Genomic DNA, 25,924 nt, shown 5'->3' on the forward strand with positions numbered 1-25,924 from the left:
TCTTTACCTGAGCGGCATTCCACCTTGCCACAGTGCGGCCACGAAGACAGTTTCTTCGTCACGGGTGTCGTGCAGGACGACTATTGAGCTTCAGATTCCCTCGGGCGCATCGACGGCGCTCGCCTCCCCGGTGACCACGACGCCGTGCTACGAGGGTCTTTGGTTTGTGGCGCTACAAGACCTGTGGTCAGGGAAGGAGATCTGCGGGGCCGCCGGGTTGCTGCCGCCCGGACGGCGGCAACCCGGCATTGGGTCGGTGGGGCGTCGTGGCGGTGGTCGCTTGCGCGCTGGTGACGATTGGCTTGCTAATGGGCCGCCGTCACGGGGGGAGGGGCGGTGATGGGCGGCGCGGCGACGGCCAGCCACAACTTGGCGACCAGTTCGCTCCGCCCATCGGGCACTGGAGTTCAATTGACGATTAATGGCGACTCCGCTTGAACTTGACGAGAGCGTCTGCCGCTGCCGGTGTCTGACACCCTTGGGAGACGCACTTGGTATGAAGCGAATCTCACCAGGCTGTCAGACACCTGATTCGGTCTTACGAATTTGTGAGTGTCAGACACCGGAATCGGTCCTACGAATCTGCGGGTGAAAGGCACCAAGACCAAAGGCAGCCACACGCGAAGCGTCATCGCTACGCCGCAAGACGCTGAGTAAGTCGCCGGAGGCCGCCCGCGCGGCCGAACGGAGACGGGCACCGCAAGGTGCTTCTGACCCGAAGAGTTCTACACAAAAATGCCAAGCACGCCGACCGCCCCAACGGCTTGAAGACTTGAATTGCCAGAGTCCGGTGCGGTGGCGGCCCGGGGCGCGCGGGGCGTCGATAAGCCCGAGGGAATCGGAAGGCAGTCGCCGGAGGCGACAACGACGATGACGACGGGGCAGTCCGGAGCGAAGGCTCCGGACCGCAATCGTGGCCCCGCGCGCCCCGGGCCGCCACCGTGCCGGACGTCTTAAGAACCCAAGCCTAGGGGAAGCCACGGGACCATCCCAAACGCCTCAAACCAATACACACTCCGAAGCCTCAGGCCCACTCAACCGCACCCGAAACTCCCGGAGTTCATCCCGCCGAAAAACATGCACATTCACCCGATCCCCAGCCCGGTACTGCGCCAACAGCAACTCCAACCCCGCCGGCGCATCCACCCGCAGCCCATCGATCGCCACCAACACATCCCCGGCAGACAACCCACCCTTATGTCCAGCCCCGCCTTCAAGCACGGTCGCCAGCGTCAGTGACTCACCTTGCTTGCGCGTCCGCACGTCCAATGACGGGATATTGGCCGACGCCTTCCACTGCAGCTTTACACCCTGCGTTTCAAGCAAGTCAGCCAACGGCACATCCGCCGTCCCGTAAGCATGCCGAGCGATGAACCGCCGCGTATCCACGCCCGTCGCTTCCTCGATCAGCGCGGGCAATCCATCCTCCGGCAACCCTTGCGGCTTGCCTCGATAGAAATCCCGCCCATAGCGATCCCACAACAACCGCATCACATCATCCAGCGAACGCGCGCCAGAGGATTCGTCCCGGATCAGCAGGTCCAACCCCAGCGCCACCAACGCGCCCTTCGTGTAATAGCTCACCAACGCGTTCGGCGAATTCTCGTCCTGCTTGTAATACCGCGTCCAAGCATCGAAAGAGCTTTCGGCAACCGACTGCTTATGCCGCCCCGGCGTGCGCGCCACGCTCGTGATCGTCTTGCCCAGCAGACGCAAGTAATCCGCACGCGTGATCGCGCCCGAGCGCAACAGCAGCAGATCGTCGTAGTAAGACGTAAAGCCCTCAAACACCCACAACAACCGCGTCAGATCCGGCTGCGAAAGATCGTAAGGCGCGAACACATCCGGCTTGATCCGCTTCACGTTCCAGGTATGGAAATACTCGTGGCTCACCAGCCCAAGGAATCCCCGGTAGCCGTCGCCCTGGCCTTGCTGGCCCAGCACAGGCAGGTCCTTGCGCGCCGTCATCAGTGCCGTGCTTGCGCGATGCTCCAGACCCCCGTAGCCGTCGCCCGTCACCATCGTCATGAACACATAGCGGTCCGCGCTGTCCAGGAACGGCGCCCGCTTCGTGCGCGGTTCGAAAAACGCAATCTGCGTCTCGCAGATCTTCTTCACGTCTTCCGTAATCCGCGCCAGATCCAGATTCGGCGCAACCCCCGTGAACACCAGCTCGTGCTCCGCGCCGTGCGCCACAAAGCGCGACACCTGCGGCGTGCCCATTTCGACAGGGTGATCGATCAGCGCGTCATAGTCCGGCGCCAGATACAGCCCGAAGCCGTGCCGCCGTGCCGCGCCCTTGTGGCCTGCGGCCTCTGGCAGGCTCGTGTACACCTTCCAGCCGTCGATGCCTCGCGGCGGCGCCAGGTCCACCAGGCAGGGTTCATGGTCCTGGCCCTGCACGCGCAGGAACACGCTCGTACCGTTGAAGAACCCGTGCGTCTCGTCCAGATGCGCGCCGCGCACCGACAGATCCCACGCATACACCGTGTATTCAATCCGCAGCGGCCCCTCGCAAGGCGCTGCCTGCCACGTGTGGTTGTCTGTTTTGTCGACATTCACCCGCCGCGTTCCCGAATAGGCGGTCAGCGACTCGATCTGCCGCGAGAAATCGCGAATCAGGTAGCTGCCCGGAATCCATGCCGGCAGCGACAGGCGCTGGCCCGCGGGCGAGGGCGATGCGATCGTAAGGGTTATCCGGTAGCGGTGGCCGGCGGGATCGTGCGGCGCAAGGCGGTAAAGTATGGGCGGTACGTCATCAATTTTTTTCATGGCTCATATCTTATTACCGGAGACATTCATGAGCGAGTCGTTTGTACTGGTCGAAACCCGGGGCCGAGTCGGCCTGCTGACGCTGAATCGTCCCAAGGCGCTCAACGCGCTGAACGATCAGCTCATGGATGAACTCGGCGCCGCGCTGCTCGCGTTCGAGGCCGATCCCGAAATCGGCTGCGTCGTCATCACCGGCAGCGAAAAGGCCTTTGCCGCCGGCGCTGACATCGGCGCCATGAAAGACTGGTCCTACATGGACGTCTACGGCAGCGAATACATCACCCGCAACTGGGAAACCCTCAAGCGCATCCGCAAGCCCGTCATCGCCGCGGTCGGCGGCTATGCGCTCGGCGGCGGCTGCGAACTCGCCATGATGTGCGACATCATCATCGCCGCCGACACCGCCAAGTTCGGCCAGCCCGAAATCAAGCTCGGCGTCATCCCCGGCGCCGGCGGCACGCAACGCCTGCCGCGCGCCGTCGGCAAGGCCAAAGCCATGGACCTCGCGCTGACCGCCCGCATGATGGGCGCCGAAGAAGCCGAACGCGCCGGTCTCGTCTCGCGCGTCGTCGCCGCCGACAAGCTGCTCGAAGAAGCCCTCGACGCTGGCACCGTCATCGCCTCCATGTCGCTGCCCTCCGTCATGATGGCCAAGGAATGCGTCAACCGCGCATTCGAGGGTTCGCTCAACGAAGGTCTGCTGTTCGAACGCCGCGTCTTCCACTCGCTCTTTGCCACGGAAGACCAGAAGGAAGGCATGGCCGCGTTCACCGAAAAGCGCAAACCCGACTTCAAACACCGTTAATCCTTGTTACGTCCGGGCCTGCATCCCCAGCAGGCCCTTCATTGCCCCGCGCGCCCTATGACGGCGCGCTTTTTCATGGTCATCTACGGGCAATCCCCAGGTTTCGCCTTGAAACTTCTGGCTAGCACCTTGTTGCAGACTTCGGCCCTATCCTGATTGAGCGTCATCCCGAGGTGCCGCGCCAGAGCGGCTTGCCCCCCACACTGGCAAGTCCCGCGCGGCGGCTCGATTGCAAACAAAATCAAGAAGGAGCCTTGCATGCGTATACCTACCGCTACCCGCCGGCTGTCCACGGCTGCGCTCGCCGGCGCGCTCAGCGTCTGCTTTCTCAATGTTGCCCAGGCTCAATCGCCGCAGTCCACGCTGCGGCTGGTCTCCGAGACGCCTTATCAGGCCGGCCAGGCCGCCGCTCCTCAGATGAGCGAGGCCGAGTTGCGCGACACCGCCATCGACGCCTACGTCTATGCGTATCCCATGGTGCTGATGGAACTGGCCCGCCGCCAGGCCACGGCCGTGCAAAGCCCGCTGGACGGCAAGGCGCCGATGAACCAGTTCGGCCACAAGGCCGCGTTCCCCGACCCGCGCGCCACCGACGCGCCGTGGCCTAGCGCCGACGCGCTGTATTCCAGCCTGTGGTTCGACGTCTCGCGCGCCCCGCTCATCATCAGCCTGCCTGACACCGGCGGCCGCTACACCGTGCTGTCCGCGCTGGACATGTGGAGCGACGTCTTCGCCTCGCGCGGCACGCGCACCAACGGCCATGGCGCCCAGTCCTTCGCCATCGTCGGTCCGCACTGGAACGGCACCGTGCCGGCGGGCGTCGACGTGATCCGCGCCCCGACCTCGACCGGCTGGCTGATCGGCTGGACGCAGGCCGGCGGTCCGCAGGACTACGCCGCGGTCAATCAGATCCAGTCCGGCATGACGGCGCGGCCGCTGCTGGTGCCCGTGACCCCGGCCACCACGCCGCGCGGCCGCAATGCCGGCAACGCCTTCCCGCAGACCGGCTCCAGTGTCGGCACCGCACCGATCGGCAGCACGCTGCCCATGCCGGCCCCGGCGACCACCGTGCCCGATGGCACCCCGGCCGAGCAGGTCGCGGGCATGGATGCCGCCTCGTTCTTTGCCGTGTTCTTCGACGCGCTGCGCAACAACCCGCCGCATGCCAACGACACGCCCATGCTGGACCGCATGCGCCGCATCGGCCTGGATGACCGTCAGCCCTTCTCGTATGGCCGTCTGAGCCCGGCCGTGCAGCAGGCCCTGACGGATGCGCAACCGCTGGCGGGCCGCCGTATCGCCGACAACGTCTCGCGCCTGGCCACGCCGATCAACGGCTGGAACACCGTGCTGACGGGCATCGGCACCTACGGCACCGACTACACGCGCCGCGCCGCCATCGCCTACGCCGGCCTGGGCGCGCCGACGCCGGAAGACGTGCTGTATCCGGTCACCGTGTCTGATTCGAAGGGCCGTCCGCTGGACTCGAACGAAGACTACGTGCTGCACTTCGACAAGGGTCAACTGCCCCCGGCGCAGCTCTGGTCGCTGCATGTCTACAACAGCAAGTACGGCTTTGCCGAAAATCCGGCTAACCGCTACGTGATCCGCAGCACCGACGGCCTGAAGTACAACGCCGACGGCTCGCTCGACATCTACGTCCAGCGCCGTGATCCGGGCGAGTCCAAGCGCGCCAACTGGGTCAGCACGCCGGCCGCCGATGGTCCGTTCGTGCTCAGCATGCGTCTCTATGCGCCGCAGAACAGCGCCCTGGACGGGCAGTGGGCGCCGCCGCCGGTCAAGGAAGACTAAGGTCCGGCAAGGGCGCGTCCGGCAGACGCGTATCTGTTAAGCCCATCGGGCGCGCGGTTTCCTGCAAGGGGCCGCGCGCCTTTTCATGAGCGGCGCGCGCTTGCGGACACGACTCGGCGGGCCGCTCGCTCGTCCCCAATTTTCCCGCCGCAAGCGGGCGTTGTTGCCGCCTTACAAACGGCCGAAAGTTCATTTGCTAGGGTGCAAAAAACCAAGCTATACTCTGCGGGTTTGACGCTTGCGGGATAAGAAACATGCGCCTAAAAAAGCGCGTCGATTCCCTCAGGGCCAAGTTAAGCGGGGAAGTTTGATGCAGCAGAGCTCCATGCAGCAAGGGCAGGGGAAGAAACCCGGTCTGAGGCCCGGCCTGGATCAGGATTCGATCGATCCGGATGTGGTGGAAGTTCTGGTACTCAGTGACGCGGATCGCGCGGCGCTGAATGCACAAGCTAGCCGTGGGCTCTTGTTGGCATTGGCGGCGCAAGGCGCCATGGGGCTCGCAGCAGCAGTAATAGCGGGGGTTGTCGGAGGGGCGGCGGCAGGTTGGTCGGCGCTGGCGGGGGCAGGAGCGTATTTCATACCCAATGCGTTGTTCGCATTGCGCCTGGCTGTCAGCGTTCGGGCCGGTAAGGCCAGTCCCTTTACCTTTCTCTCTGGTGAGTTGATCAAGTTGTTCGCAACGGCATTGCTGTTGTGGCTGCTTTCGCGTGTAACGCATGACTGGCTTGTCTGGCCTGCCGCGTTGCTCGGTCTGATACTCACATTGAAAGGCTATCTCCTGCTTCTGATGTTCCGCAGGCTGTCTTAGCGCCGAGTAAGTTGCGGCAAACGAAATCGTGGAATCGTCCGGTTCGCAAGGACCGGGCATACAGCAAATAGGATAGGTTCAAATGGCTGCTGCCAGCGACGTGTCGCCTCAATCCGCGTATATTCAGCATCACTTGGTGCATCTGAACAATACGGGTGAGAAACAGAGCGCTATTGCTCAGTTCGACATCATCAATTACGACTCGTTGTTCTGGTCCGGCCTGATGGGCCTGATCGTCATTTTCTTCCTGTGGCGCGCCGCGCGCCGCGCCACCAGCGGCGTTCCTTCCCGCTTCCAGGCCTTCGTGGAAATGATCGTCGACATGGTCGACGACCAGGCCAAGGGCATTGTCCACAACGCCAAGAGCCGTCTTTTCATCGCCCCGCTGGCCCTGACCGTGTTCCTCTGGATCATCCTGATGAACGCGCTGGACCTGCTGCCCGTCGACCTGCTGCCCTCCATCTGGCGCCTGACCGGTCTGGGTGCTGAGCACGGCGATCCCCTCTATTACCACCGCATCCTCCCGACCGCCGACCTGAACGTGCCGATGGGCATGTCGCTGGGCGTGCTGCTCCTGATGTTCTACTACGGCATCAAGATCAAGAAGCCGGGCGGTTTCGTCAAAGAACTGTTCACCGCGCCGTTCCATGCGCATGGCCTGGGCGCCATCGTGCTGGCCCCGTTCAACCTGCTGCTGAACATGATCGAATACGCCGCCAAGTCCGTGTCGCTGGGCATGCGGTTGTTCGGCAACATGTTCGCCGGCGAACTGATCTTCATGCTGATCGCCCTTCTGGGCGGCGCCTGGACCGGCTTCAACGGCGCCAGCATCGGCTTGGGCATCGGCCACATCCTGGCCGGCTCGATCTGGGCAATCTTCCACATCCTGATCGTTCTGCTCCAGGCCTTCATCTTCATGATGCTGACGCTGGTGTATCTCGGTCAGGCTCACGAAGGCCACTGATCCCCCGAATTTCCGGCGTCGGCCACCCGGCCGGCACCGGATAGCAAGATTATCTTGCATTGAGCTGTACCTCTTATTTTTCAATTTTTGACTTCAGATTTCTAACCAAGGAGTTGTCATGACCAACGTCGCTTTCGTTGCCCTCGCTTGCGGTCTTATCATCGGTCTGGGCGCTATCGGCGCTTGCATCGGCATCGCACTGATGGGCGGCAAGTATCTGGAAGCTTCGGCTCGTCAGCCTGAACTGATGAACGCTCTGCAAACGAAGATGTTCCTGCTGGCTGGCCTGATCGACGCGGCATTCCTGATCGGCGTGGGTATCGCCATGCTGTTCGCCTTCGCCAACCCGTTCGTCGGCTAAGGCACCGCCCGCCGGCAAATAGGTGGGTCATGACGCTGGCGGCGATGAGAGCAACGGCTCCATCGCCGGTCAGCAAAGTATCGAGTGCTCCGCGACGCCCCTTTCCGGGTGCGGTCGGAGCCGAAAGGTGTTAAAGGAACGACCGTGAATCTGAACGCGACGATCATTTTCCAGATGCTCGTGTTCTTCGTTCTGGGCTGGTTCACGATGAAATTCGTGTGGCCTCCCCTGACGAAGGCGATGGACGAGCGCCGCCAAAAAATCGCCGACGGCCTGGCCGCCGCCGAGAAGGGCAAAGCCGACCTGGCTCAAGCCCAGGCGCGCGTCAGTCTGATCGAGGCTTCTGCCAAGTCCGAAAACCACGCACGCATCATCGAGGCCGAGAAGCAAGCCGCCTCCCTGATCGAGCAGGCCCGCCGCGAAGCGGAAGCCGAACGTGCCCGCATCGTGGCGCAGGCTGCCCAGGATGCCGCGCAGGAAGTCCAGCGCGCCCGCGAAGCGTTGCGCGACGACGTCGCCGCGCTGGCCGTCAAGGGTGCTGAACAGATCCTCAAGCGCGAGGTTGACGCCCGCGCACACGCCGAGCTGCTGAACCAGCTCCGCGCGCAGCTCTAATCCGGGACCGTCATGGCTGAACTTTCCACTGTTGCCCGGCCCTACGCTGAAGCGCTCTTCAGCGCAGCGCGCGACGACAAGGCCGGTCTGCCGGCGTGGGCCGACCTGGTCAGCGAAATGTCGCAGGTCGCCTCCAACCCCGACGTGCGCGAGGCCATGGCCGATCCGCGTCTGGGCGACAAGCAGCGCGTCGAACTGTTTACCGGCCTGATCAAGGCCGATTTGCCGCAAGCCGCCCATAATTTCATCGAGCTGCTGGTCGAAAACGACCGGCTGCTGCTGCTGCCCGAGATCGCCTCGCAATTCGTCGCGCTGCGGAATCGTCACGAAGGCACGGCGCAGGCGGAAATCACCAGCGCGTTCGAGCTCAGCGATGCCCAGGTCAAGGATCTGGTCGGCGCGCTTGAACAAAAATTCGGCCTCAAGCTCAAGCCCAGCGTTACCGTCGACCCGTCGTTGATCGGCGGCGTGCGCGTGGCCGTCGGCGACCAGGTGCTCGATACTTCCGTACAAGCCCAATTGGTCCGCATGCGCGATCAGCTCGCCGCTTAAGGCTACTAACAGGATTCCAGGAGTCAATATGCAACTCAATCCCTCCGAGATCAGCGAACTGCTCAAGAGCCGCATCGAGGGCCTGGGCGCTTCGGCTGATGTCCGTACTCAGGGCACCGTCGTGTCCGTGACCGACGGTATTACCCGCATCCACGGCTTGTCCGACGTGATGCAGGGCGAAATGCTCGAATTCCCCAACAACGTTTTCGGTCTGGCGCTCAACCTCGAGCGTGATTCCGTCGGCGCCGTTATTCTGGGCGACTACACCGGCGTTTCCGAAGGCGACCAGGTCAAGACGACCGGCCGCATTCTGGAAGTTCCGGTTGGTCCGGAACTGAAAGGCCGCGTGGTCAACACGCTGGGCGAGCCGATCGACGGCAAGGGCCCGGTCAACGCCAAGGCCACCGACATCATCGAAAAAGTGGCGCCTGGCGTTATCGCCCGCCGCTCGGTGTCGCAGCCGCTGCAAACCGGCATCAAGGCTATCGACTCGATGGTTCCCATCGGCCGTGGCCAGCGCGAACTGATCATTGGCGACCGCCAGACCGGCAAGACCGCCGTGGCCGTCGACACGATCATCAGCCAGAAGGGCAAGGGCGTCACCTGCGTGTACGTCGCTATCGGCCAGAAGGCTTCGACGATCAACAACGTGGTCCGCAAGCTCGAAGAGCACGGCGCGATGGAATACACCATCGTCGTGGCCGCCTCGGCTTCCGACTCCGCCGCCATGCAGTACCTGGCCGCCTACGCCGGCTGCACGATGGGCGAATACTTCCGCGATCGTGGCGAAGACGCCCTGATCGTTTATGACGATCTGACCAAGCAAGCCTGGGCCTACCGCCAGGTCTCGCTGCTGCTGCGCCGTCCGCCGGGCCGCGAAGCCTACCCGGGCGACGTGTTCTACCTGCACTCGCGTCTGCTGGAGCGTGCTGCTCGCGTCAACGAAGAGTACGTCGAGAAGTTCACCGAAGGCGCCGTCAAGGGCAAGACCGGCTCGCTGACCGCGCTGCCGATCATCGAAACCCAGGCAGGCGACGTGTCGGCCTTCGTTCCGACCAACGTGATCTCGATCACCGACGGCCAGATCTTCCTGGAAACCGACCTGTTCAACGCCGGTGTCCGCCCCGCAATCAACGCCGGTATCTCGGTGTCGCGCGTCGGTGGCGCTGCCCAGACCAAGGTCGTCAAGAAGCTGTCCGGCGGTATCCGTACCGACTTGGCGCAGTACCGTGAACTGGCCGCCTTCGCGCAGTTCGCCTCCGACCTGGACGACGCCACCCGTCGCCAGCTCGAGCGCGGCAAGCGCGTCGTTGAACTGCTCAAGCAGCCGCAATACCAGCCGCTGCAAGTGTGGGAACTGGCCGTCACGCTGTACACGGTCAACAACGGCTACCTGGATGACGTGGACGTGGCCCAAGTGCTGTCGTTCGAGAAGTCGCTGAAGGATCAGCTCAAGAGCAAGCACGCTGCTCTGATCCAGCGCATCGAAGACACCAAGGAACTGTCCAAGGACGACGAGGCCGAACTGGCCGCCGCCGTTCAGGAATTCAAGAAGCACGGTGCTTTTTAAGAAAGTGATGGGTTAGGCGTCCCAGGCGCCTCACCCATCCTTCCCGGATGGTTGAGGCGCGAGCGGAACCCATCGGCCAGTCTTCACAGGAAAGCGCAATGCCCGGAATTAAGGAAATCCGAACCAAGATCAAGAGCGTGCAAAACACGCGCAAGATCACCAAGGCGATGGAAATGGTCGCCGCATCCAAGATGCGCAAGGCGCAGGAGCGGATGCGTGCAGGCCGTCCGTACGCCACCAAGGTGCGCGAGATTGCTGCGCACCTGATGCAGGCCAATCCCGAGTACAGCCACCCGTACCTGGTCGAACGCGAAATCAAGGCGGTCGGCGTGGTCATGGTGACGACCGACAAGGGTTTGTGCGGCGGCTTGAACACCAACATCACCCGCGTGATGTTGGGCAAGCTGAAAGAGTTCGAGAAAGCCGGCATCGCCGTGCAAGCGACCGCTTTCGGCAACAAGGGCGTGGGTGTGCTGACCCGTATCGGCGCCAAACTGGTTTCCCAGGAAGTGCAACTGGGCGACAAGCCGCAACTCGACCGCCTGCTGGGCGCGATCAAGGTGCAGCTGGACGCCTACCTGGAAGGCCGTATCGACGCGCTGTACGTGGCCTCGACCCGCTTCGTCAACACGATGAAGCAAGAGCCGCTGTTCCTGCGTCTGCTGCCGTTGGCCAGCGGTTTGGAAGATCCGTACCAGACGGGCGCCGATAGCCTGGCCAAGACCTCGGAAGTGAAGTCGGAATACAGCTGGGATTACATCTACGAACCCGACGCCCGTAGCGTGATCGACGACCTGCTGCAGCGTTACGTTGAAGGCCTGCTGTACCAAGCCGTGGCCGAGAACATGGCTTCGGAGCAGTCGGCCCGGATGGTCGCCATGAAGGCGGCGTCGGACAACGCCAAGAAGGTCATCGGCGATCTGCAACTGGTCTACAACAAGACCCGTCAGGCCGCGATCACCAAAGAAATTTCGGAAATCGTAGGGGGCGCTGCCGCCGTTTGAGGCAGGCAGCATCCCGTCAAAAGCTATCAAGCAAGGAATCGACATGAGCAACGGAACCATCGTTCAGTGCATCGGCGCCGTGGTGGATATTCAGTTCCCCCGCGATCAAATGCCCAAGATCTATGAAGCGCTTACTCTGGCCGACGAGGGTTCCTCGTTCGCCGAAAAGGGTCTGACGCTGGAAGTGCAGCAACAGCTGGGCGACGGCGTGGTGCGTACCATTGCGCTGGGCTCCAGCGACGGTCTGCGCCGCGGCATGAAGGTCACCGGCACGGGCGCCCCGATCTCGGTGCCCGTCGGCACCGGCACGCTGGGCCGCATCATGGACGTGCTGGGTCGTCCCATCGACGAAGCCGGCCCGATCCAGCACGAAGAAAAGCGTGGTATTCACCAAGCCGCTCCCCGTTTCGACGAACTGTCGCCTTCGGTGGAACTGCTGGAAACCGGCATCAAGGTTATTGACCTGGTGTGCCCGTTCGCCAAGGGCGGCAAGGTCGGCCTGTTCGGCGGCGCCGGCGTGGGCAAGACCGTGAACATGATGGAACTCATCAACAACATCGCCAAGCAGCACAGCGGTTTGTCGGTGTTTGCCGGCGTGGGTGAGCGTACCCGTGAAGGCAACGACTTCTACCACGAAATGGAAGAGTCGAACGTTCTGGACAAGGTCGCCATGGTGTTCGGTCAGATGAACGAACCCCCCGGCAACCGTCTGCGCGTCGCGCTGACCGGCCTGACGATGGCCGAGAAGTTCCGTGACGAAGGCCGCGACATCCTGTTCTTCGTGGACAACATCTACCGCTACACCCTGGCCGGTACCGAAGTGTCCGCACTGCTGGGCCGTATGCCGTCCGCCGTGGGTTATCAGCCCACGCTGGCCGAAGAAATGGGCAAGCTGCAAGAGCGCATCACGTCGACCAAGACCGGCTCGATCACCTCGATCCAGGCCGTGTACGTCCCTGCGGACGACTTGACCGACCCGTCGCCTGCCACGACCTTCCAGCATTTGGACTCCACCGTCGTGCTGTCGCGTGACATCGCCGCCCTGGGTATCTACCCGGCCGTCGATCCGCTCGATTCCTCCAGCCGCCAGCTCGACCCGCAAGTCGTCGGCGAAGAGCACTACTCGGTTGCCCGTGGCGTGCAGCAGACGCTGCAGCGCTACAAGGAACTGCGCGACATCATCGCGATTCTGGGCATGGACGAACTGTCGCCGGAAGACAAGCAGGCCGTGGCCCGCGCGCGTAAGATTCAGCGCTTCCTGTCGCAGCCGTTCCACGTTGCTGAAGTCTTCACCGGTTCGCCCGGCAAGTACGTTCCGCTGGCCGAAACCATCCGTGGTTTCAAGATGATCGTCAACGGCGAGTGCGACTCCCTGCCGGAACAGGCGTTCTACATGGTCGGTTCGATCGACGAGGCCTTCGAGAAGGCCAAGAAACTGCAATAAGGAACCGATATGGCTACCCTGCATGTGGATGTGGTCAGCGCAGAGGAAGCGATCTTCACCGGCGAGGCGAAGTTCGTGGTTCTGCCTGGCGAGTCGGGTGAACTGGGCATTCTGCCCGGCCACACCCCGCTGATCTCGCGCATACGCCCCGGAACGGTCAAGATCGTTCGTGCCGACCAAGGCGAGGAAAACATCTTCGTCGCCGGGGGTATCCTGGAAGTTCAGCCGGGCAGCGTGACGGTCCTGGCCGACACGGCTATCCGTGCCGCCGACCTCGACGAAGCCCGCGCCCTGGAAGCGCGCCAGAAGGCCGAACTGGCCCTGGCCAACGCCAAGGACAAGGCTGACATCGCTGTCGTCGAAGCCGAGCTCGCCATGCTGGCTGCGCAAGCCATCGCGGCGCGCAAGCTGCGCCAAGGCGGCCGCTCGCACTAAGCGGCAATGCGGTTTCCGGGCTTGTCCCGGCGTACAAAAAAAGCGGCCCTCGGGCCGCTTTTTTTCATTCCTCTTTGTTGCAGGGTGTCTGACACCTGAATGCGTCCGATATTTTGCCGAGCCCGCGTCAACCTGCGCTGCCCCTCGGTGCTACGCCCTGTAGCGGCCTGCCGCAATGCGTTCACTACGAATAGTCGGCACGGGGTCTGCAACAGTAGCCTTCAGTTTTTGCGATGCAAACGAGGAAGGCATGCGAGACGTGCTGGATTGCGGGGTGCTGCTGGCGCCCGGTCATGAATCGACGATGGACGCCTGGATCGCCGGCCATCAGGCCAAGGTGACGCGTGTGCGGCTGCATCCGGTGTCCCTGGCTTCGCCGGCGCTTGCCGAGGCGCCGCCGGACTCCCTTGCACAGCAGGCGTTGTCGCTGCGGCGCTATGACGCTTGCATTCTTCCCGTGGCGCCGTCTTCGCTCGCCTGGGCCCGCATGGCCTTGCAGCAGGCGCGCGGCGCGCTCACAACGCCCGTTCTGCTGCTCATCCACGACGTCAAGGCGCCCGCCATTCTGGACTTGCTCAGCCTGGGCGCGGCGGACTTCATCTCGCAGCCGGTGTGCGTCGAGAGCCTGCGGGTGCGGCTGGTTCGCCTGGCTCGCCGCGGCGCCGTGCGCCGTGCCGGCGTGACGGGTAGCGTCCATGAGCATCCCGTCAACTATCTGGGCGAGCATGCAGAGGCGCAGGGTGCCGAGCACGCGGCATATCCGCCCCACGCGTCACGCGCGGGATCCGCGCGTCCAAAGGTGCCGGCCGACATCGTCGAGCACGCTTTGAGCAGCTTGCGGCACCAATACCGGCGCGGCGTGCCAGAAACATTCCGGGCGGCGAAGGCGCAGGTGGTGAACGGCTTCGAGCGCGAATACATCCGTCACGCGCTGTCGCGCCACGGCGGCAACGTCGCACAGGCCGCACGTGCTTGCGCCAAGCACCGCCGCGCGTTCTGGGCGCTGATGCGCAAGCACGGCATTGAAGCCGCGCCTTACCGTCAGGCGGCGCTGGCCGCGGCGCGGATGCACGACATGGGTTGACGCTAACCAGGCGGCACGCCCGCAGCCGCCGCCCATTGCGCCCGCTCAACCCCGTCAACGCGGGCGCGACCCGCCTTGTCAGCCAGGGGAAGTAAACTCACGGCTTCCGATCATCGAGGTTAGCCGTGTCTGCTCCCCGTTTGAAGAACGATGTGTTCTTGCGCGCCCTGATGCGCGAACCCGTGCCCTACACCCCCATCTGGCTCATGCGCCAGGCGGGTCGCTATCTGCCCGAGTACCGCGAGACGCGTGCGCGTGCAGGCTCGTTCATGGGGTTGGCGCAGAATCCGGACTATGCCTCGGAAGTCACGCTGCAGCCGCTGGAGCGCTACGACCTGGACGCGGCCATCCTGTTTTCGGACATCCTGACCGTGCCCCACGCGATGGGCCTCGGGCTGGACTTCGCTGAAGGCGAAGGCCCGCGCTTTGCGCATCCCATCCGCACCGAAGAAGACGTCGCGCGCCTGGCGGTGCCCGACATGGACAAGCTGCGGTACGTGTTCGATGCGGTCAGCACGATCCGGCGTGATCTTGACGGCAAGGTGCCGCTGATCGGCTTTGCCGGCAGCCCGTGGACCATCGCCTGTTACATGGTCGAAGGCAAGGGCAGCGACGACTACCGTCTCATCAAGACCCTGCTGTATTCGCGTCCCGATCTGCTGCACCGCATCCTCGAGATCAACGCCGAAGCCACGCTGCAATACCTGAACGGCCAGATCGCGGCCGGCGCTCAGGCAGTGATGCTGTTCGACAGCTGGGGCGGGGTGCTGGCCGACGGCCTGTTCCAGCAGTTTTCGCTGGCTTACACGAAGAAGGTCGTCGCCAGTTTGACCCGCGAACACGAAGGGCGGCGCGTGCCGGTCATCGTCTTCACCAAGGGCGGCGGCCAGTGGATTGAAGACATTGCGGCCTGTGGCAGCGACGCAGTGGGCCTGGACTGGACCGTGGATCTGGCGGCGGCCCGGCGCCGCACCGGCGACTCGGTCGCGTTCCAGGGCAATCTGGATCCGATGGCGCTTTTTGGCGCTGGCAGCGCCATTCGCGCGGAAGCGCGTCGCGTGCTGGACGCGTTTGGCCCGGTGGGCAAGGGCGGCCATGTGTTCAATCTGGGACATGGCATTTCGCGCTTCACTCCGCCAGAAGCTGTAGCTGAATTGGTCGATGAAGTCCACCAGTACAGCCGCGCCTTCCACGCGTAAGTAAGTGAACGCTTCGGCCCCAAGGGCCGAAGCAGATGGGCCGCCCGGGGGCGACTTGTGCACATAAAATCCGGGGTCGGGGAAAACCCTCCCCAAGCTGGCTTACAATCTGGAAACCGGCTTCAAGTGCCTGTTTTATATCGGAAAATGTCGCTTATCAACAGGGATGCAATAGTTTGTGCATTCTTGCCATATTCCATTTTCTGATGTTGCTCTCGCCTTTTCCCCAAAGTTATCCACAGGCGCCGGTGGATCAATGGCGCGGCGGCGAGCGAGAATCCTCCAACGTGGCGCCGTGCGTTCCTCATCCTTTCGGCTAGTCCTATTTCATTAGATGAATGTCCCCAGACTCCATGCCTGACGCGCAAGCGAATCCCGACACCGCAGCGGTGTGCTGGGTGCGCGTCGCGCTGGACGTGCCGCTGCCTGGCCCGTTCGATTACCGCAGCGACGCGCCGATTCCGGCCGGCCTGCGGGTGATCGTTCCGTTCGGCCGGCGCAAGATGATTGGGGTGGTCGTCGACAACCCCGCAGAGCCGTCTTTCGAGCCCAAACAGATCCGTCCGATCGAGGCGGTGCTGGACGATCTGCCCCCTTTTGACGAAGCGTGGTTGCGCATGGCGCGCTTTGCGGCGGACTACTATCAACGCCCGTTGGGCGAGGTGATGCTGCCCACGCTGCCGCCGCCGCTGCGCAAGCCCACGTCCTACCAGGGCAAGCGGTCCGGAGAAGGGCCCGTGGCGCGCATGGATGCGCGCAAGCGCAAGACCGCGCGCGCGCCGGCCACGCCCGACCAGCCGCCGGCGCTGAACGAGGCCCAGGAGGCGGCGGTGCAGGCCATCGGCGCGCTGGGCGGATTCAAGCCGGTGCTGCTGCACGGCGTGACGGGCAGCGGCAAGACCGAGGTCTACCTGCGCGCCGCCGAAAAAGTTCTGGCGGCTGGGCGGCAGGTGCTGCTGCTGGTCCCCGAAATCAATCTGACGCCGCAGCTCGAAGCCGCGCTGCGGGCGCGCCTGGAAACGCTGGTCGGACCCGAGGGGCTGGCGGTGATGCACAGCGGGCTGTCCGACGGCGAGCGGCTGCAGGCGTGGACTCGCGCCCAGCGCGGCCAGGCCCGCATGCTGCTGGGCACGCGCATGTCGATCTTCGCCCCGCTGACCGAGCTGGGCCTGATCGTGGTCGACGAAGAACACGATACGTCCTACAAGCAGCAGGACGGACTGCGCTATTCGGCGCGCGACCTTGCCGTGTGGCGCGCCCACGATCTGAACATTCCGGTCGTGCTGGGGTCCGCCACGCCGTCGCTGGAAACCTGGCAGCACGCCGAGCGTGGCCGTTACCTGCGCCTGACGTTGCCCGGCCGCGCGCGGTCCAGCGAGCTGCCCAAGATCCGCCTGGTGGATACGCGCCGCCTGCAGATGAAGCAAGGGCTGTCGCCGCAGCTGCTCGAGGCCATCGGCCAGCGGCTCGAGCGCAAGGAACAGGTGCTGATCTTCCTGAACCGGCGCGGTTATTCGCCGGTGCTGCATTGCCAGTCCTGCGCGTGGGTCAGCAATTGCCCGCGCTGCACGGCCTTTACCGTGCTGCATCGCACGGACTTTCGCGGCCATCGCCTGCAGTGCCACCACTGCGGCTATCAGGCCCCCGTGCCGCGCGCCTGCCCCGAATGCGGGGACCAGGATCTGGCGCCCATGGGCCGCGGCACGCAGCGGGTCGAGGAGCACCTGGCCGAACTCTTTCCCGAGGCGCGCATCCTGCGCATTGACGCCGACAGCACGCGCAAGAAGGGCAGCGCCGAAGCGCTGTTCGCGTCCGTCCACGCCGGCGAGGTCGACATTCTGGTCGGCACGCAGATGGTGGCCAAGGGGCACGACTTTGCGCGGTTGGGGCTGGTCGGCGTGCTGAATGCGGACTCCATGCTGTTCGCTCATGATTTCCGCGCGCCCGAACGCCTGTTCGCGCAGCTGATGCAGGTGGCCGGCCGCGCGGGCCGCCATCAGGGCAACGGCGAAGTGCTGATCCAGACCGGCTATCCCGAGCAGCCCGTGTACCAGGCCTTGCTGCGCCACGACTACGCCGGGTTTGCGCGCCACGCGCTGCACGAGCGCGAAAGCACCGGCTTGCCCCCTTACGTCTACCAGGCGCTGCTGACCGCCGAGGCGCGCGAACTCAAGGTGGCGCAAGCGTTCCTTGAGCAGGCCCGCGTGCTGCCCGAGGGCGAATGGGCGGCCGATTTTCCCGGCATGGAAGCGATCATGCTGTACGACCCCGTGCCGCTGCGCGTCGTGCGCGTGGCCAACATCGAGCGCGCGCAGCTGCTGGCCGAAAGCAGCAGCCGGCCGGCGCTGCAGGCGTTTCTCGCATCGTGGTCGCATCACCTGCCTTATCTGGCGAACGAGGCGCGCGTGCGCTGGCAACTGGAAGTCGATCCGCTGGAAATCTGATAAGCGATAGGGCGGCACGCTCGTGCGACGGGGCGCCGCGGCCCCGCGCCGCTGGCTGGCTGTCGCGCATCGCAGGACTCCCCGTGTACCGTTCGCCGCTGCGACGATGCGCCGGTGTTGCGCACCTGCGGCCACGTGGGGCGCCTCTGCGGCAACCCCCCGATGCGCCTTCGACCCGATTGTTCTATGATCGTCTTCCTCTATCGCACCGGCGCGGCAGACCCGTTGCGGCGGCTGCGCCCGTCCCCTTTTTCTCGCGTTTTTCCGGCCCATTGACGGGCAGCGGCAGGCCTCTTGCTTGCCGGCTGCGTTGGCATGGCCGCCGCGACGCATGACGATCTGAATCTCCAATGTCCGCAAGCGAACCGATTGGCCACGGCATGAATCCCGCGCAGCGGGAGGCGACGCTCTACCTGGACGGCCCTTGCCTCGTCCTGGCGGGCGCCGGCAGCGGCAAGACGCGCGTCATCACGCAAAAGATCGCCTACCTGCTGCGCGAATGCGGCTACATGGGCCGCAATGTCGTCGCGCTGACCTTCACCAACAAGGCCGCCCGCGAAATGGACGAGCGCGTGAAGACGCTGGTCGACCGCAAGCTGTCCAAGGGCCTGATCATCAGCACCTTCCACTCGCTGGGTGTGAAGATGCTGCGCGAAGAAGCGCGCAACGCGGGCCTGAAACCCACGTTCTCCATCCTGGACGCCGACGACGCCATGGGCATCATCCAGGAACTGCTGGCGACCACCGACAAGGCCCGCCTGCGCCACGTGCAGGGCATCATCTCGCTGTGGAAGAACGCGCTGCTGGAGCCGGACGACGCCGCGCGCGAAGCCATCACCCCGGGCGACGTCGAAGCCGCCAACGTCTATCGCAGCTACGCCGCCACGCTGGCCGCCTATCAGGCGGTGGACTTCGACGACCTCATCCGCATTCCCGCACAACTCCTGGCCAGCAACGAAGAAGTGCGCACCCGCTGGCAGAACCGCGTGCGCTACCTGCTGGTGGACGAATACCAGGACACCAACGTGTGCCAGTACCGTCTGGTGCAGTTGCTGACCGGCCCGCGCGCCATGTTCACCGCCGTGGGCGACGATGACCAGGCCATCTACGCCTGGCGCGGCGCCACCATCGAGAACCTGGCCAAGCTGACCACCGACTACCCGAACATCAAGCTCATCAAGCTGGAGCAGAACTACCGATCGGTGCAGCGCATCCTGGCAGCCGCCAACCAGGTCATCGAAAAGAACCCCAAGCTCTTCGAAAAGAAACTGTGGTCCGAGCTGGGCGTGGGCGAACCGATCCAGGTCTCGGCCATGGACGGCGAGGAGCAGGAGGCCGAATCCATCGCCATGAAGGTGTCCGCCGCGCGCTTCGAACGCCAGGCGCAGTGGAAGGATTTCGCCATCCTTTACCGCAGCAATCATCAGTCGCGCATCCTGGAACAGGCGCTGCGCAACCTGAAGATTCCGTACACGATCTCCGGCGGGCAAAGCTTCTTCGACAAGGCGGAAGTGCGCGACATCCTGGCCTACCTGCGTGTGCTGGCCAACGACGATGACGACCCCGCCTTCATCCGCGCGGCCACCACGCCCAAGCGCGGCATCGGCCAGGCGACCTTGCAGGCGCTGGGCCAGTACGCCGCCAGCCGTGAACTATCGCTGCTGGCCGCCGTGGCCGAGACCGGCCTCGAAAGCGTGCTGGCGCCGCGCCAGATTGACCAGCTGCGCACCTTCGCGGAATTCATCCGCCGCATGCAGTGGCGCGCCGGTCGCGGCGCGGCCTCGGGCAACGACGCGGCGCCTGCGGAACCCGCGGGCGCCATCCTCGACGACCTGCTCGAAGCCATCCAGTACGAGCGGCACCTCTTCGAACTCTTCGAAGAACGCCCGGCGCAGACGCGCTGGCAGAACGTCCTGGAGCTGACCGGCTGGCTCAAGCGCAAGGCCGAGGAAGACAACATGTCGCTCTTCGATCTGGTGCAGCACGTGGCGCTGGTCACGATGCTGGAGCGCGGCGAGGAAGAAGCGCCCGACGCCGTCAAGATGTCCACGCTGCACGCCTCCAAGGGCCTCGAATACCCGCACGTGTACTTGGCCGGCGTGGAAGAAGGCCTGCTGCCGCATCTGGGCAAGGACGACGAAGTCGGCGATCCTGCGCGCGCCGCCGAAAACCTGGCCACCCGCATTCAGGAAGAACGGCGCCTGATGTACGTCGGCATCACGCGCGCGCAGCGCAGCCTGCACCTGAGCTGGTGCAAGCGCCGCCGCCGCGCGCGTGAAGACCTGGTGCGCGAGCCGTCGCGCTTCATCGAGGAAATGGGCCTGGGCGACGTGCGCATCCAGGAGGACGACGCGACGGCCGCCATGAGCCCCAAGGAGCGCATGGCCATGCTGAAGGCGCTGCTGAACAAATAGGGGGCGGCCGCGGGCTTGAAAGAACGCGCGCCCCGCTCCTACACTGGCCTATCCGGATCGAAGGAGCGCATCATGTGCCGTTGGCTGGCTTACACCGGTAGTCCCCTGCAGATGGAGAGCGTGCTGTTCAAGGCCAAGCACTCGCTCATCGAACAAAGCCTGCATTCCCGCCTGGGCGCCACCACCACGAATGGCGACGGTTTCGGGCTGGGCTGGTACAGCCGCCCCATCGAAGGCCGCCCCATCGAACCGCCGTTCCGCTATCGCAGCGTGCATCCGGCCTGGAACGACCGCAATCTGCGCGAGGCCGCCCGCGCCATCCACGCACCGCACTTCGTCGCGCACATCCGCGCCGCCACCGATACCCCCGCGCAAGAGACCAACTGCCACCCTTTTCGGCACGGGCAATGGCTGTTCGTGCACAACGGCCTCATCCGCGACTACCCGCTGCTGCGCCGTGATCTGATGCTGATGATTGCGCCCGCGTATTTCGGATCGCTGGAAGGCTCCACGGACTCCGAGGTGATGTTTCTTCTGGCCCTTACGTTCGGCCTGGACGAAGACCCGATCCCCGCAATCGCCCGCATGGTGGGCGCGGTCGAGGAAACCGGCCGGCGCCACGGCGTGGCGCATCCCATCAACATGACCGTATGCGCGCTGGACGGCGAGCGCCTGATCGCGGTGCGTTATTCCAGCGAAGGCGACTCGCGCACGCTGTTTCACAACACCTGCGTGCGCCACCTGCGCGAACTCTACCCGGACAACGCGCAGATCGCCGCCATGGACGACGATGCCTTCCTGCTACTGTCAGAGCCGCTGTCGGACATGGCCGGTGTCTGGGAAGAAGTGCCCGAATCCACCGCGATCATCGCCGGACGCGGCGACGTGCAGCACATGCGTTTCGCGCCGATTCCGCCGGGCGAGTGATTTCCGTTCAACGTGCGGGAATTGGGGTCATCAAGCACGTAATCCGCATATGGGGGAGAATACGGCTCGCAAGACATTGCGACGTCCTGGGCCGCGATAGCACCCCAATCCATTCAGGAAGTTGCATGACAGATAGAGAAACCCCGCAGGCCATAGACGCATTCGCGGTGTTTACCCGCACGGGGAGCGCCCCGGATTGCTTTGAATTGCACGAAAACGGAGTCGTCAGCCAGGAAGGCGGCGCCCGCACCTACACCGCATTCGCGGACATCCAGGATCTCTGCCTCTACACCGGCCAGCCGGACTCGCCAGCAGGATCTGCCGACCGCCTGGCGTACCGCAGCGCTGCCCAAGGCGCCTGGACAGTCGCCGCCGGCATCGACGAATTCCCTGCGTTCATGGACGCCTTCCGCTCGCAGTACGTGGCGCGCCGGCTGCCGGTTCTGGAATCGCTGACCGAGCAGGGCGCGCGCGTCACGTTCCGCTATATCACCGGCGGCACCTTCCCCAACCTTGAAACGCGCGAAGTGTCCTTGTCCGCGCAAGGCCTGCACATCGACGGCGTCACGTGGCCCTACGAGTCGCTGCAGCCCATCGATCTGAATGACTGGACCGACACGGTCACCCTGCAGGACGACAGCGGCAAGACGGTCTTCTCATGCCGCGTGGCGCGCATCCTGAGTTCCGACCTTTTCGTCAACCTGGTGTACAACCAGCTGGGGCAAACGGCGGAATACGCCTGACGCCAAGGCGCCGGCTCAGGTAACCGAGCGCACGCCGCATGATTGATATGGCCGCTCGCAGCGGCCATATTCCATTCAGTGCCCCGAATGCAGCGCGGGATTCAACGTGCCCCACGCCGCGGTCCGCACCAGCGCTTCCACCGCGCCGGTCTGCGAGTTGCGGCGGAACAGCAGCCCGTGCTGACCGGCCAGCGACACCGCCTTGACCACCGCGCCCTCCGGCGTCAGCACCCGTGTGCCAGCGGTGACGTAGCAACCGGCCTCGACCACGCAATCGTCGCCCAGCGAAATGCCGATGCCCGAATTGGCGCCAAGCAGGCAACGCTTGCCGATGGACACCACCTGCTTGCCGCCACCCGACATGGTCCCCATGATCGACGCGCCGCCGCCAATATCGGTGCCATCGTCCACGATCACGCCCGCACTGATGCGGCCTTCGACCATGGACGCGCCGAGCGTGCCGGCGTTGAAATTGCAGAACCCTTCATGCAGCACGGTGGTGCCCGGCGACAGATGCGCGCCCAGCCGCACACGCGCCGTGTCCGCGATACGCACGCCACTGGCCACGACGTAATCGGTCATGCGCGGAATCTTGTCCACGCCACGAATTTCCAGAACCTGCCCGGTGGCGCGCAGATGCCAGCGCAGCGCGTCAACCTGATCCACCGCACAAGGCCCCACCGAGGTCCACGCGACATTGGCGAGCACGCCAAACAACCCATCCAGATTGGCGTCATGCGGCCGGATGAGCCGATGACTGAGCAGATGCAGACGCAGGTAGGCGTCGTGAGCATCAGCGGGCGGCTCGTCGAGCGAGGAAATGGCGGTGCGCACGGCAACGATATCGACCTTGCGGCGCGTGTCCCGGAAGAGCGCCGTGGCCACGTGCTCGCCAAGCGCGGCGCGCGCTTCCTCAGGCGTCAGATGACGAGTCCCGGTGGGAGGGGCGTTGTCGGCGAGCGAGGGACGCGGATACCAAGTGTCAAGGATGGTGCCGTCGGCGGCTAACGTGGCTAGGCCGTAAGCGATGGCGCTGGTGGGGGCGGCGGACATGAGAGATGGTGGGGGATGGCGATTTTGGTGGGCGACATTCTAGGCGAATGGATCTGGATGATGGTGGTATTTGGATGGTGGTGGGTTTGTCTACGGATGTAGTTATGGCTAGGTGTCTGAGACCTGCTGAGACGGTGATCCGAGCTGACAATCGTCTTCGTCAGGGTGTCTGATATCGGCCCTCGAGACATCAGCCTTCGTGGCGGCAGGTCTCCGTAGGTGGGAGTGTCAGTATTTTTGTGTTTGAGGCGTTAGAAGCCTGATAGTTGTTTCTATCAGGCTTATTGATGCTATCTCAGCGATACGGGTCAGTGAAGCGTTCTGCATAAATCACGGCGAACTGGTTCATAGCGGCCTTCCAGTCGTGCGTGGCGCTGCCCCAGGCCCCGGTGATGTTGCGCAAGACCAGCCACAGTAGCTTGGTGGCGGCTTCGTCGCTTGGGAAGTGACCTCGCGTTTTCACCGCGCGGCGCAGTTGGGCATTAATGCTCTCGATCGCATTGGTGGTGTAAATCACCTTGCGGATCGCCGGTGGGAACGTAAAGAACGGGATCACACGGTCCCAGGCCCGGCGCCATGCGTCAGCGATCGGGGCGTAGCGCTGGCCCCAAGGGCCTTGCTCGAACTGCACGAGCGCGGCCAGCGCTGCCTCCACGGTCGTCGCCGTATAGATCGGCCTCAGTGCCGCAGCCACCGTCCGGCGCTCCTTCCAGCTGGCGTATTCCAGGCTGGATCGGATCAGGTGCACGATGCAAGTCTGCAGCGTCGTGGCCGGGAACACCGCGCTCAGCGCCTGCTCCATGCCTTTCAGACCGTCAGTGACAGCGATCAGGATGTCCTGCGTGCCGCGGGTTTTGAGCTCGTTGAACACCTTAATCCAGAACTTGGCGCCCTCAGTCTGCTCGATCCACAGGCCCAGGATGTCGCGCGTGCCGTCTGGCAACACCGCCAGCGCCAAGTAAACGGCCTTGTTGCGCACCACGCCGTCCTCGCGGATCTTGACCCTCAGCGCGTCGAAGAACACCACCGGATACATCGTCTCCAGGGGCCGCGTTTGCCAGGCCGTGACCTCGTCCATCACCGCGTCGGTCACCGAGCTGACGAACTCCGGCGAGACTTCCGTGCCGTACTGCTCGAGCAGAAACCCTTGGATTTCGCGCACCGTCATCCCGCGGGCGTACATGGCGATGATCTTGTCGTCGAACCCGGTAAAGCGGCGCTCGTGCTTGGGGATCAGGATCGGAGCGAAGCTGCCATCGCGGTCGCGTGGGATCTCTACCCGAAGCGGCCCATCATCGGTCAGGACCGTCTTGGAGCTCTTGCCGTTGCGTTGATTGGTGGCCTGCTCGGGGCGCTCGCCGCCCGCCGGGTAGCCCAGATGGTGGCCCAATTCCGCTCCAAGGGCCCGTTCGATCAGCGCCTTCTTGAACGCCATCGACAGGTCCTGCACCGCCTCGGCGGTCATCGGGCCTTTGACGAATTGATCAACCAACTCTGCGGGAATCGCCGGCAGTTCCCTCAGCGGTGTCTTTTTCTTGGTAGCCATACATGCTCCTTGAGCAACATGTTAGGCCCCAAACACAAAATTTATGACACTCCCCCGTAGGTCGCCCGACGCCGCGGTCCCCGTGGGCACGATCGCCCACGATTGCGGTCCGGAGCGAAGGCTCCGGACCGCAATCGTGGCCCCGCGCGCCCCGGGCCGCCACCGTGCCGGACGTCTTAAGAACTCAACTCATCGCGCAAAGCAACAAGAGCTAGATCAAGCCAAATCCCGCAGCAGCAATTCCCAAAACTTCAACCGCTGCTCCAACGTAGACACCAGCACATACTCATTCAACGTATGCGCGCCATCCCCATCCGCTCCCAACCCATCCAGCGTCGGAATACCCATTGCCGACGTGAAGTTGGCATCGCTGCCGCCACCCGTCATCGGCGCATCTTCAAGCAAGAAGCCCGCGCGATCCGCAAACCCCTGCACCAAGGCCAGCAACGCAGCCGCCGCCTCCGTCTTCACCATCGGCGGACGGTTCAGTTCCACGTCGATGTCCAGTTCAACGTCCGGACCCACTGCGCACAGTTCACGCATCCGGCGCAGCACGTCTTCCGCGGCGCCCATGTCAGGCACGCGGAAATCCACCACGCAGCGGCACAGCGCCGGAACCGTGTTCGTGACCGTACCGCCCGCGATGGTCCCCACGCTCACCGTGATGCCACGGTCGTAGTCCGTCATCGCTTCCAGCGCCAGCACCTGGTGCGCCATCTCGCGGATCGCGCTGCGGCCCTTCTCGTGTTGCATGCCTGCGTGGGCCGGGCGGCCCTTCACGTTCAGATTCAGCATGCCCGTCCCCTTGCGTGCCGTCACGCACTTGCCGCCGTTGGGGCGGGCCGGTTCGCACACCAGCGCGTACTTTGCATTGGCGGCGAAGCGTTCGATATGCGCGCGCGAGGCGTGGCTGCCCGTTTCTTCGTCGGGCACCACCAGGAAATCCACCGGCAGTTGCGTCGCACCCGGACGCGCCACGCCGGCCAGCGCCGTCAGCGCCAGATAGATACCCGCCTTCATGTCATAGCTGCCCGGGCCGTAGAGACGGTCGCCGTCGATGCGCACCGGGTTTTCCAGCAGCGTGCCCACCGGATGCACCGTATCCATGTGCGCCAGGATCAGGATGCCCGGATGCGTATCGCCCGGCGCGCGGTTGGTCGCGTACAGCAGCGGGCCCGTCGTGGGCCCCAGCGACGACAGCTCCACCGTCAGGCCGGCCGCAGCCGCGTAGTCGGCGATGATGCGCGCCATCGCGGCGATGCCTTCCGGGAAGTTCGACGGCGACTCGCATTGCAGCCAGCTTTGAATGCCGGCGACGATCTGTTCAGTGCTCTGGGTGTTGGACATGGCGGTATCGGATTTCAGCAATGGA

General features: G+C 64.2%; 21 protein-coding genes. 17 read left to right on the forward strand and 4 right to left on the reverse strand.

Features of this window, described 5'->3' with window-relative positions; genetic code table 11:
- Positions 1-999: 999 nt before the first annotated feature.
- Positions 1,000-2,772 carry a M61 family metallopeptidase gene (locus HV681_RS22520; RefSeq protein WP_175125095.1) on the reverse strand — a complete coding sequence of 591 codons (1,773 nt, stop codon included), beginning with the start codon at positions 2,770-2,772 and terminating at the stop codon, positions 1,000-1,002.
- Between the two features lie 28 nt (positions 2,773-2,800).
- Here HV681_RS22520 and HV681_RS22525 point away from each other — a divergent pair, with 28 nt between their 5' ends.
- The 17 genes from HV681_RS22525 to HV681_RS22605 all read left to right on the forward strand — a co-directional run bounded on the left by HV681_RS22525 (position 2,801) and on the right by HV681_RS22605 (position 21,953).
- Positions 2,801-3,577, forward strand: coding sequence for an enoyl-CoA hydratase (locus HV681_RS22525; RefSeq protein ID WP_175125096.1), 777 nt, complete (start codon positions 2,801-2,803; stop codon positions 3,575-3,577).
- Positions 3,578-3,835: 258 nt separating this feature from the next.
- Positions 3,836-5,389 carry a DUF1254 domain-containing protein gene (locus tag HV681_RS22530; protein WP_175125097.1) on the forward strand — a complete coding sequence of 518 codons (1,554 nt, stop codon included), beginning with the start codon at positions 3,836-3,838 and terminating at the stop codon, positions 5,387-5,389.
- A gap of 394 nt (positions 5,390-5,783) precedes the next feature.
- Positions 5,784-6,197 carry an ATP synthase subunit I gene (locus HV681_RS22535; protein ID WP_063955419.1) on the forward strand — a complete coding sequence of 138 codons (414 nt, stop codon included), beginning with the start codon at positions 5,784-5,786 and terminating at the stop codon, positions 6,195-6,197.
- Between the two features lie 82 nt (positions 6,198-6,279).
- On the forward strand, positions 6,280-7,161 hold the full coding sequence (gene atpB / locus HV681_RS22540) for a F0F1 ATP synthase subunit A (protein WP_062840107.1): 882 nt from the start codon (positions 6,280-6,282) through the stop codon (positions 7,159-7,161).
- Between the two features lie 118 nt (positions 7,162-7,279).
- Positions 7,280-7,522 carry a F0F1 ATP synthase subunit C gene (atpE, locus tag HV681_RS22545; RefSeq protein ID WP_003815363.1) on the forward strand — a complete coding sequence of 81 codons (243 nt, stop codon included), beginning with the start codon at positions 7,280-7,282 and terminating at the stop codon, positions 7,520-7,522.
- A gap of 144 nt (positions 7,523-7,666) precedes the next feature.
- On the forward strand, positions 7,667-8,137 hold the full coding sequence (locus tag HV681_RS22550) for a F0F1 ATP synthase subunit B (RefSeq protein WP_008167494.1): 471 nt from the start codon (positions 7,667-7,669) through the stop codon (positions 8,135-8,137).
- A gap of 12 nt (positions 8,138-8,149) precedes the next feature.
- Positions 8,150-8,689, forward strand: a complete 540-nt coding sequence (locus HV681_RS22555; RefSeq protein ID WP_175125098.1) for a F0F1 ATP synthase subunit delta — start codon at positions 8,150-8,152, stop codon at positions 8,687-8,689.
- A 28-nt stretch (positions 8,690-8,717) separates the two neighbouring features.
- Positions 8,718-10,259: a F0F1 ATP synthase subunit alpha gene (atpA, locus tag HV681_RS22560; protein ID WP_056564901.1), complete on the forward strand. Its 1,542-nt coding sequence runs from the start codon at positions 8,718-8,720 to the stop codon at positions 10,257-10,259.
- A 98-nt stretch (positions 10,260-10,357) separates the two neighbouring features.
- On the forward strand, positions 10,358-11,263 hold the full coding sequence (atpG, locus tag HV681_RS22565; RefSeq protein WP_056564898.1) for a F0F1 ATP synthase subunit gamma: 906 nt from the start codon (positions 10,358-10,360) through the stop codon (positions 11,261-11,263).
- Positions 11,264-11,306: 43 nt separating this feature from the next.
- Positions 11,307-12,707 (forward strand): F0F1 ATP synthase subunit beta, encoded by a 1,401-nt coding sequence (atpD, locus tag HV681_RS22570; RefSeq protein ID WP_175125099.1) that lies wholly within the window; start codon positions 11,307-11,309, stop codon positions 12,705-12,707.
- A gap of 9 nt (positions 12,708-12,716) precedes the next feature.
- A complete protein-coding gene (locus HV681_RS22575) occupies positions 12,717-13,142 on the forward strand; it encodes a F0F1 ATP synthase subunit epsilon (protein ID WP_056327609.1) in 426 nt (141 codons plus the stop codon).
- A 250-nt stretch (positions 13,143-13,392) separates the two neighbouring features.
- Entirely contained in the window at positions 13,393-14,226 is an 834-nt protein-coding gene (locus tag HV681_RS22580; protein WP_254595043.1) for a helix-turn-helix domain-containing protein, read from the forward strand.
- Between the two features lie 125 nt (positions 14,227-14,351).
- Positions 14,352-15,425, forward strand: a complete 1,074-nt coding sequence (hemE, locus tag HV681_RS22585; RefSeq protein ID WP_175125100.1) for a uroporphyrinogen decarboxylase — start codon at positions 14,352-14,354, stop codon at positions 15,423-15,425.
- A 353-nt stretch (positions 15,426-15,778) separates the two neighbouring features.
- The gene (locus HV681_RS22590; protein WP_254594342.1) at positions 15,779-17,869 is read left to right on the forward strand and encodes a primosomal protein N'; all 2,091 of its coding nucleotides are present in this window, start codon (positions 15,779-15,781) and stop codon (positions 17,867-17,869) included.
- Between the two features lie 350 nt (positions 17,870-18,219).
- Positions 18,220-20,283 carry a UvrD-helicase domain-containing protein gene (locus tag HV681_RS22595; protein WP_175125102.1) on the forward strand — a complete coding sequence of 688 codons (2,064 nt, stop codon included), beginning with the start codon at positions 18,220-18,222 and terminating at the stop codon, positions 20,281-20,283.
- Between the two features lie 72 nt (positions 20,284-20,355).
- Positions 20,356-21,210, forward strand: coding sequence for a class II glutamine amidotransferase (locus HV681_RS22600; protein ID WP_175125103.1), 855 nt, complete (start codon positions 20,356-20,358; stop codon positions 21,208-21,210).
- A 125-nt stretch (positions 21,211-21,335) separates the two neighbouring features.
- Positions 21,336-21,953, forward strand: a complete 618-nt coding sequence (locus tag HV681_RS22605) for a hypothetical protein (protein WP_175125104.1) — start codon at positions 21,336-21,338, stop codon at positions 21,951-21,953.
- A gap of 75 nt (positions 21,954-22,028) precedes the next feature.
- Here the strand turns inward: HV681_RS22605 and dapD are convergent, their stop codons facing one another.
- The 3 genes from dapD to HV681_RS22620 form a co-directional block, all read right to left on the reverse strand.
- Positions 22,029-23,006 carry a 2,3,4,5-tetrahydropyridine-2,6-dicarboxylate N-succinyltransferase gene (dapD, locus tag HV681_RS22610; protein WP_175125105.1) on the reverse strand — a complete coding sequence of 326 codons (978 nt, stop codon included), beginning with the start codon at positions 23,004-23,006 and terminating at the stop codon, positions 22,029-22,031.
- 295 nt (positions 23,007-23,301) lie between these two features.
- On the reverse strand, positions 23,302-24,552 hold the full coding sequence (locus HV681_RS22615; protein WP_175125106.1) for an IS256 family transposase: 1,251 nt from the start codon (positions 24,550-24,552) through the stop codon (positions 23,302-23,304).
- Positions 24,553-24,768: 216 nt separating this feature from the next.
- Positions 24,769-25,899 carry a M20 family metallopeptidase gene (locus HV681_RS22620; protein WP_175125107.1) on the reverse strand — a complete coding sequence of 377 codons (1,131 nt, stop codon included), beginning with the start codon at positions 25,897-25,899 and terminating at the stop codon, positions 24,769-24,771.
- Positions 25,900-25,924 lie beyond the last annotated feature (25 nt).

This window comes from Achromobacter animicus (assembly GCF_902859585.1).
Lineage (GTDB): Bacteria > Pseudomonadota > Gammaproteobacteria > Burkholderiales > Burkholderiaceae_B > Achromobacter > Achromobacter animicus.

Coding starts and splice junctions, on each gene's coding strand:
- HV681_RS22520 (WP_175125095.1), bottom strand. CDS start 2,772: ATGAAAAAAATTGATGACGTACCGCCCATACTTTACCGCCTTGCGCCG.
- HV681_RS22525 (WP_175125096.1), top strand. CDS start 2,801: ATGAGCGAGTCGTTTGTACTGGTCGAAACCCGGGGCCGAGTCGGCCTG.
- HV681_RS22530 (WP_175125097.1), top strand. CDS start 3,836: ATGCGTATACCTACCGCTACCCGCCGGCTGTCCACGGCTGCGCTCGCC.
- atpB (WP_062840107.1), top strand. CDS start 6,280: ATGGCTGCTGCCAGCGACGTGTCGCCTCAATCCGCGTATATTCAGCAT.
- atpE (WP_003815363.1), top strand. CDS start 7,280: ATGACCAACGTCGCTTTCGTTGCCCTCGCTTGCGGTCTTATCATCGGT.
- HV681_RS22555 (WP_175125098.1), top strand. CDS start 8,150: ATGGCTGAACTTTCCACTGTTGCCCGGCCCTACGCTGAAGCGCTCTTC.
- atpA (WP_056564901.1), top strand. CDS start 8,718: ATGCAACTCAATCCCTCCGAGATCAGCGAACTGCTCAAGAGCCGCATC.
- atpG (WP_056564898.1), top strand. CDS start 10,358: ATGCCCGGAATTAAGGAAATCCGAACCAAGATCAAGAGCGTGCAAAAC.
- atpD (WP_175125099.1), top strand. CDS start 11,307: ATGAGCAACGGAACCATCGTTCAGTGCATCGGCGCCGTGGTGGATATT.
- HV681_RS22575 (WP_056327609.1), top strand. CDS start 12,717: ATGGCTACCCTGCATGTGGATGTGGTCAGCGCAGAGGAAGCGATCTTC.
- HV681_RS22580 (WP_254595043.1), top strand. CDS start 13,393: ATGCGAGACGTGCTGGATTGCGGGGTGCTGCTGGCGCCCGGTCATGAA.
- HV681_RS22590 (WP_254594342.1), top strand. CDS start 15,779: ATGCCTGACGCGCAAGCGAATCCCGACACCGCAGCGGTGTGCTGGGTG.
- HV681_RS22595 (WP_175125102.1), top strand. CDS start 18,220: ATGTCCGCAAGCGAACCGATTGGCCACGGCATGAATCCCGCGCAGCGG.
- HV681_RS22600 (WP_175125103.1), top strand. CDS start 20,356: ATGTGCCGTTGGCTGGCTTACACCGGTAGTCCCCTGCAGATGGAGAGC.
- HV681_RS22605 (WP_175125104.1), top strand. CDS start 21,336: ATGACAGATAGAGAAACCCCGCAGGCCATAGACGCATTCGCGGTGTTT.
- dapD (WP_175125105.1), bottom strand. CDS start 23,006: ATGTCCGCCGCCCCCACCAGCGCCATCGCTTACGGCCTAGCCACGTTA.
- HV681_RS22615 (WP_175125106.1), bottom strand. CDS start 24,552: ATGGCTACCAAGAAAAAGACACCGCTGAGGGAACTGCCGGCGATTCCC.
- HV681_RS22620 (WP_175125107.1), bottom strand. CDS start 25,899: ATGTCCAACACCCAGAGCACTGAACAGATCGTCGCCGGCATTCAAAGC.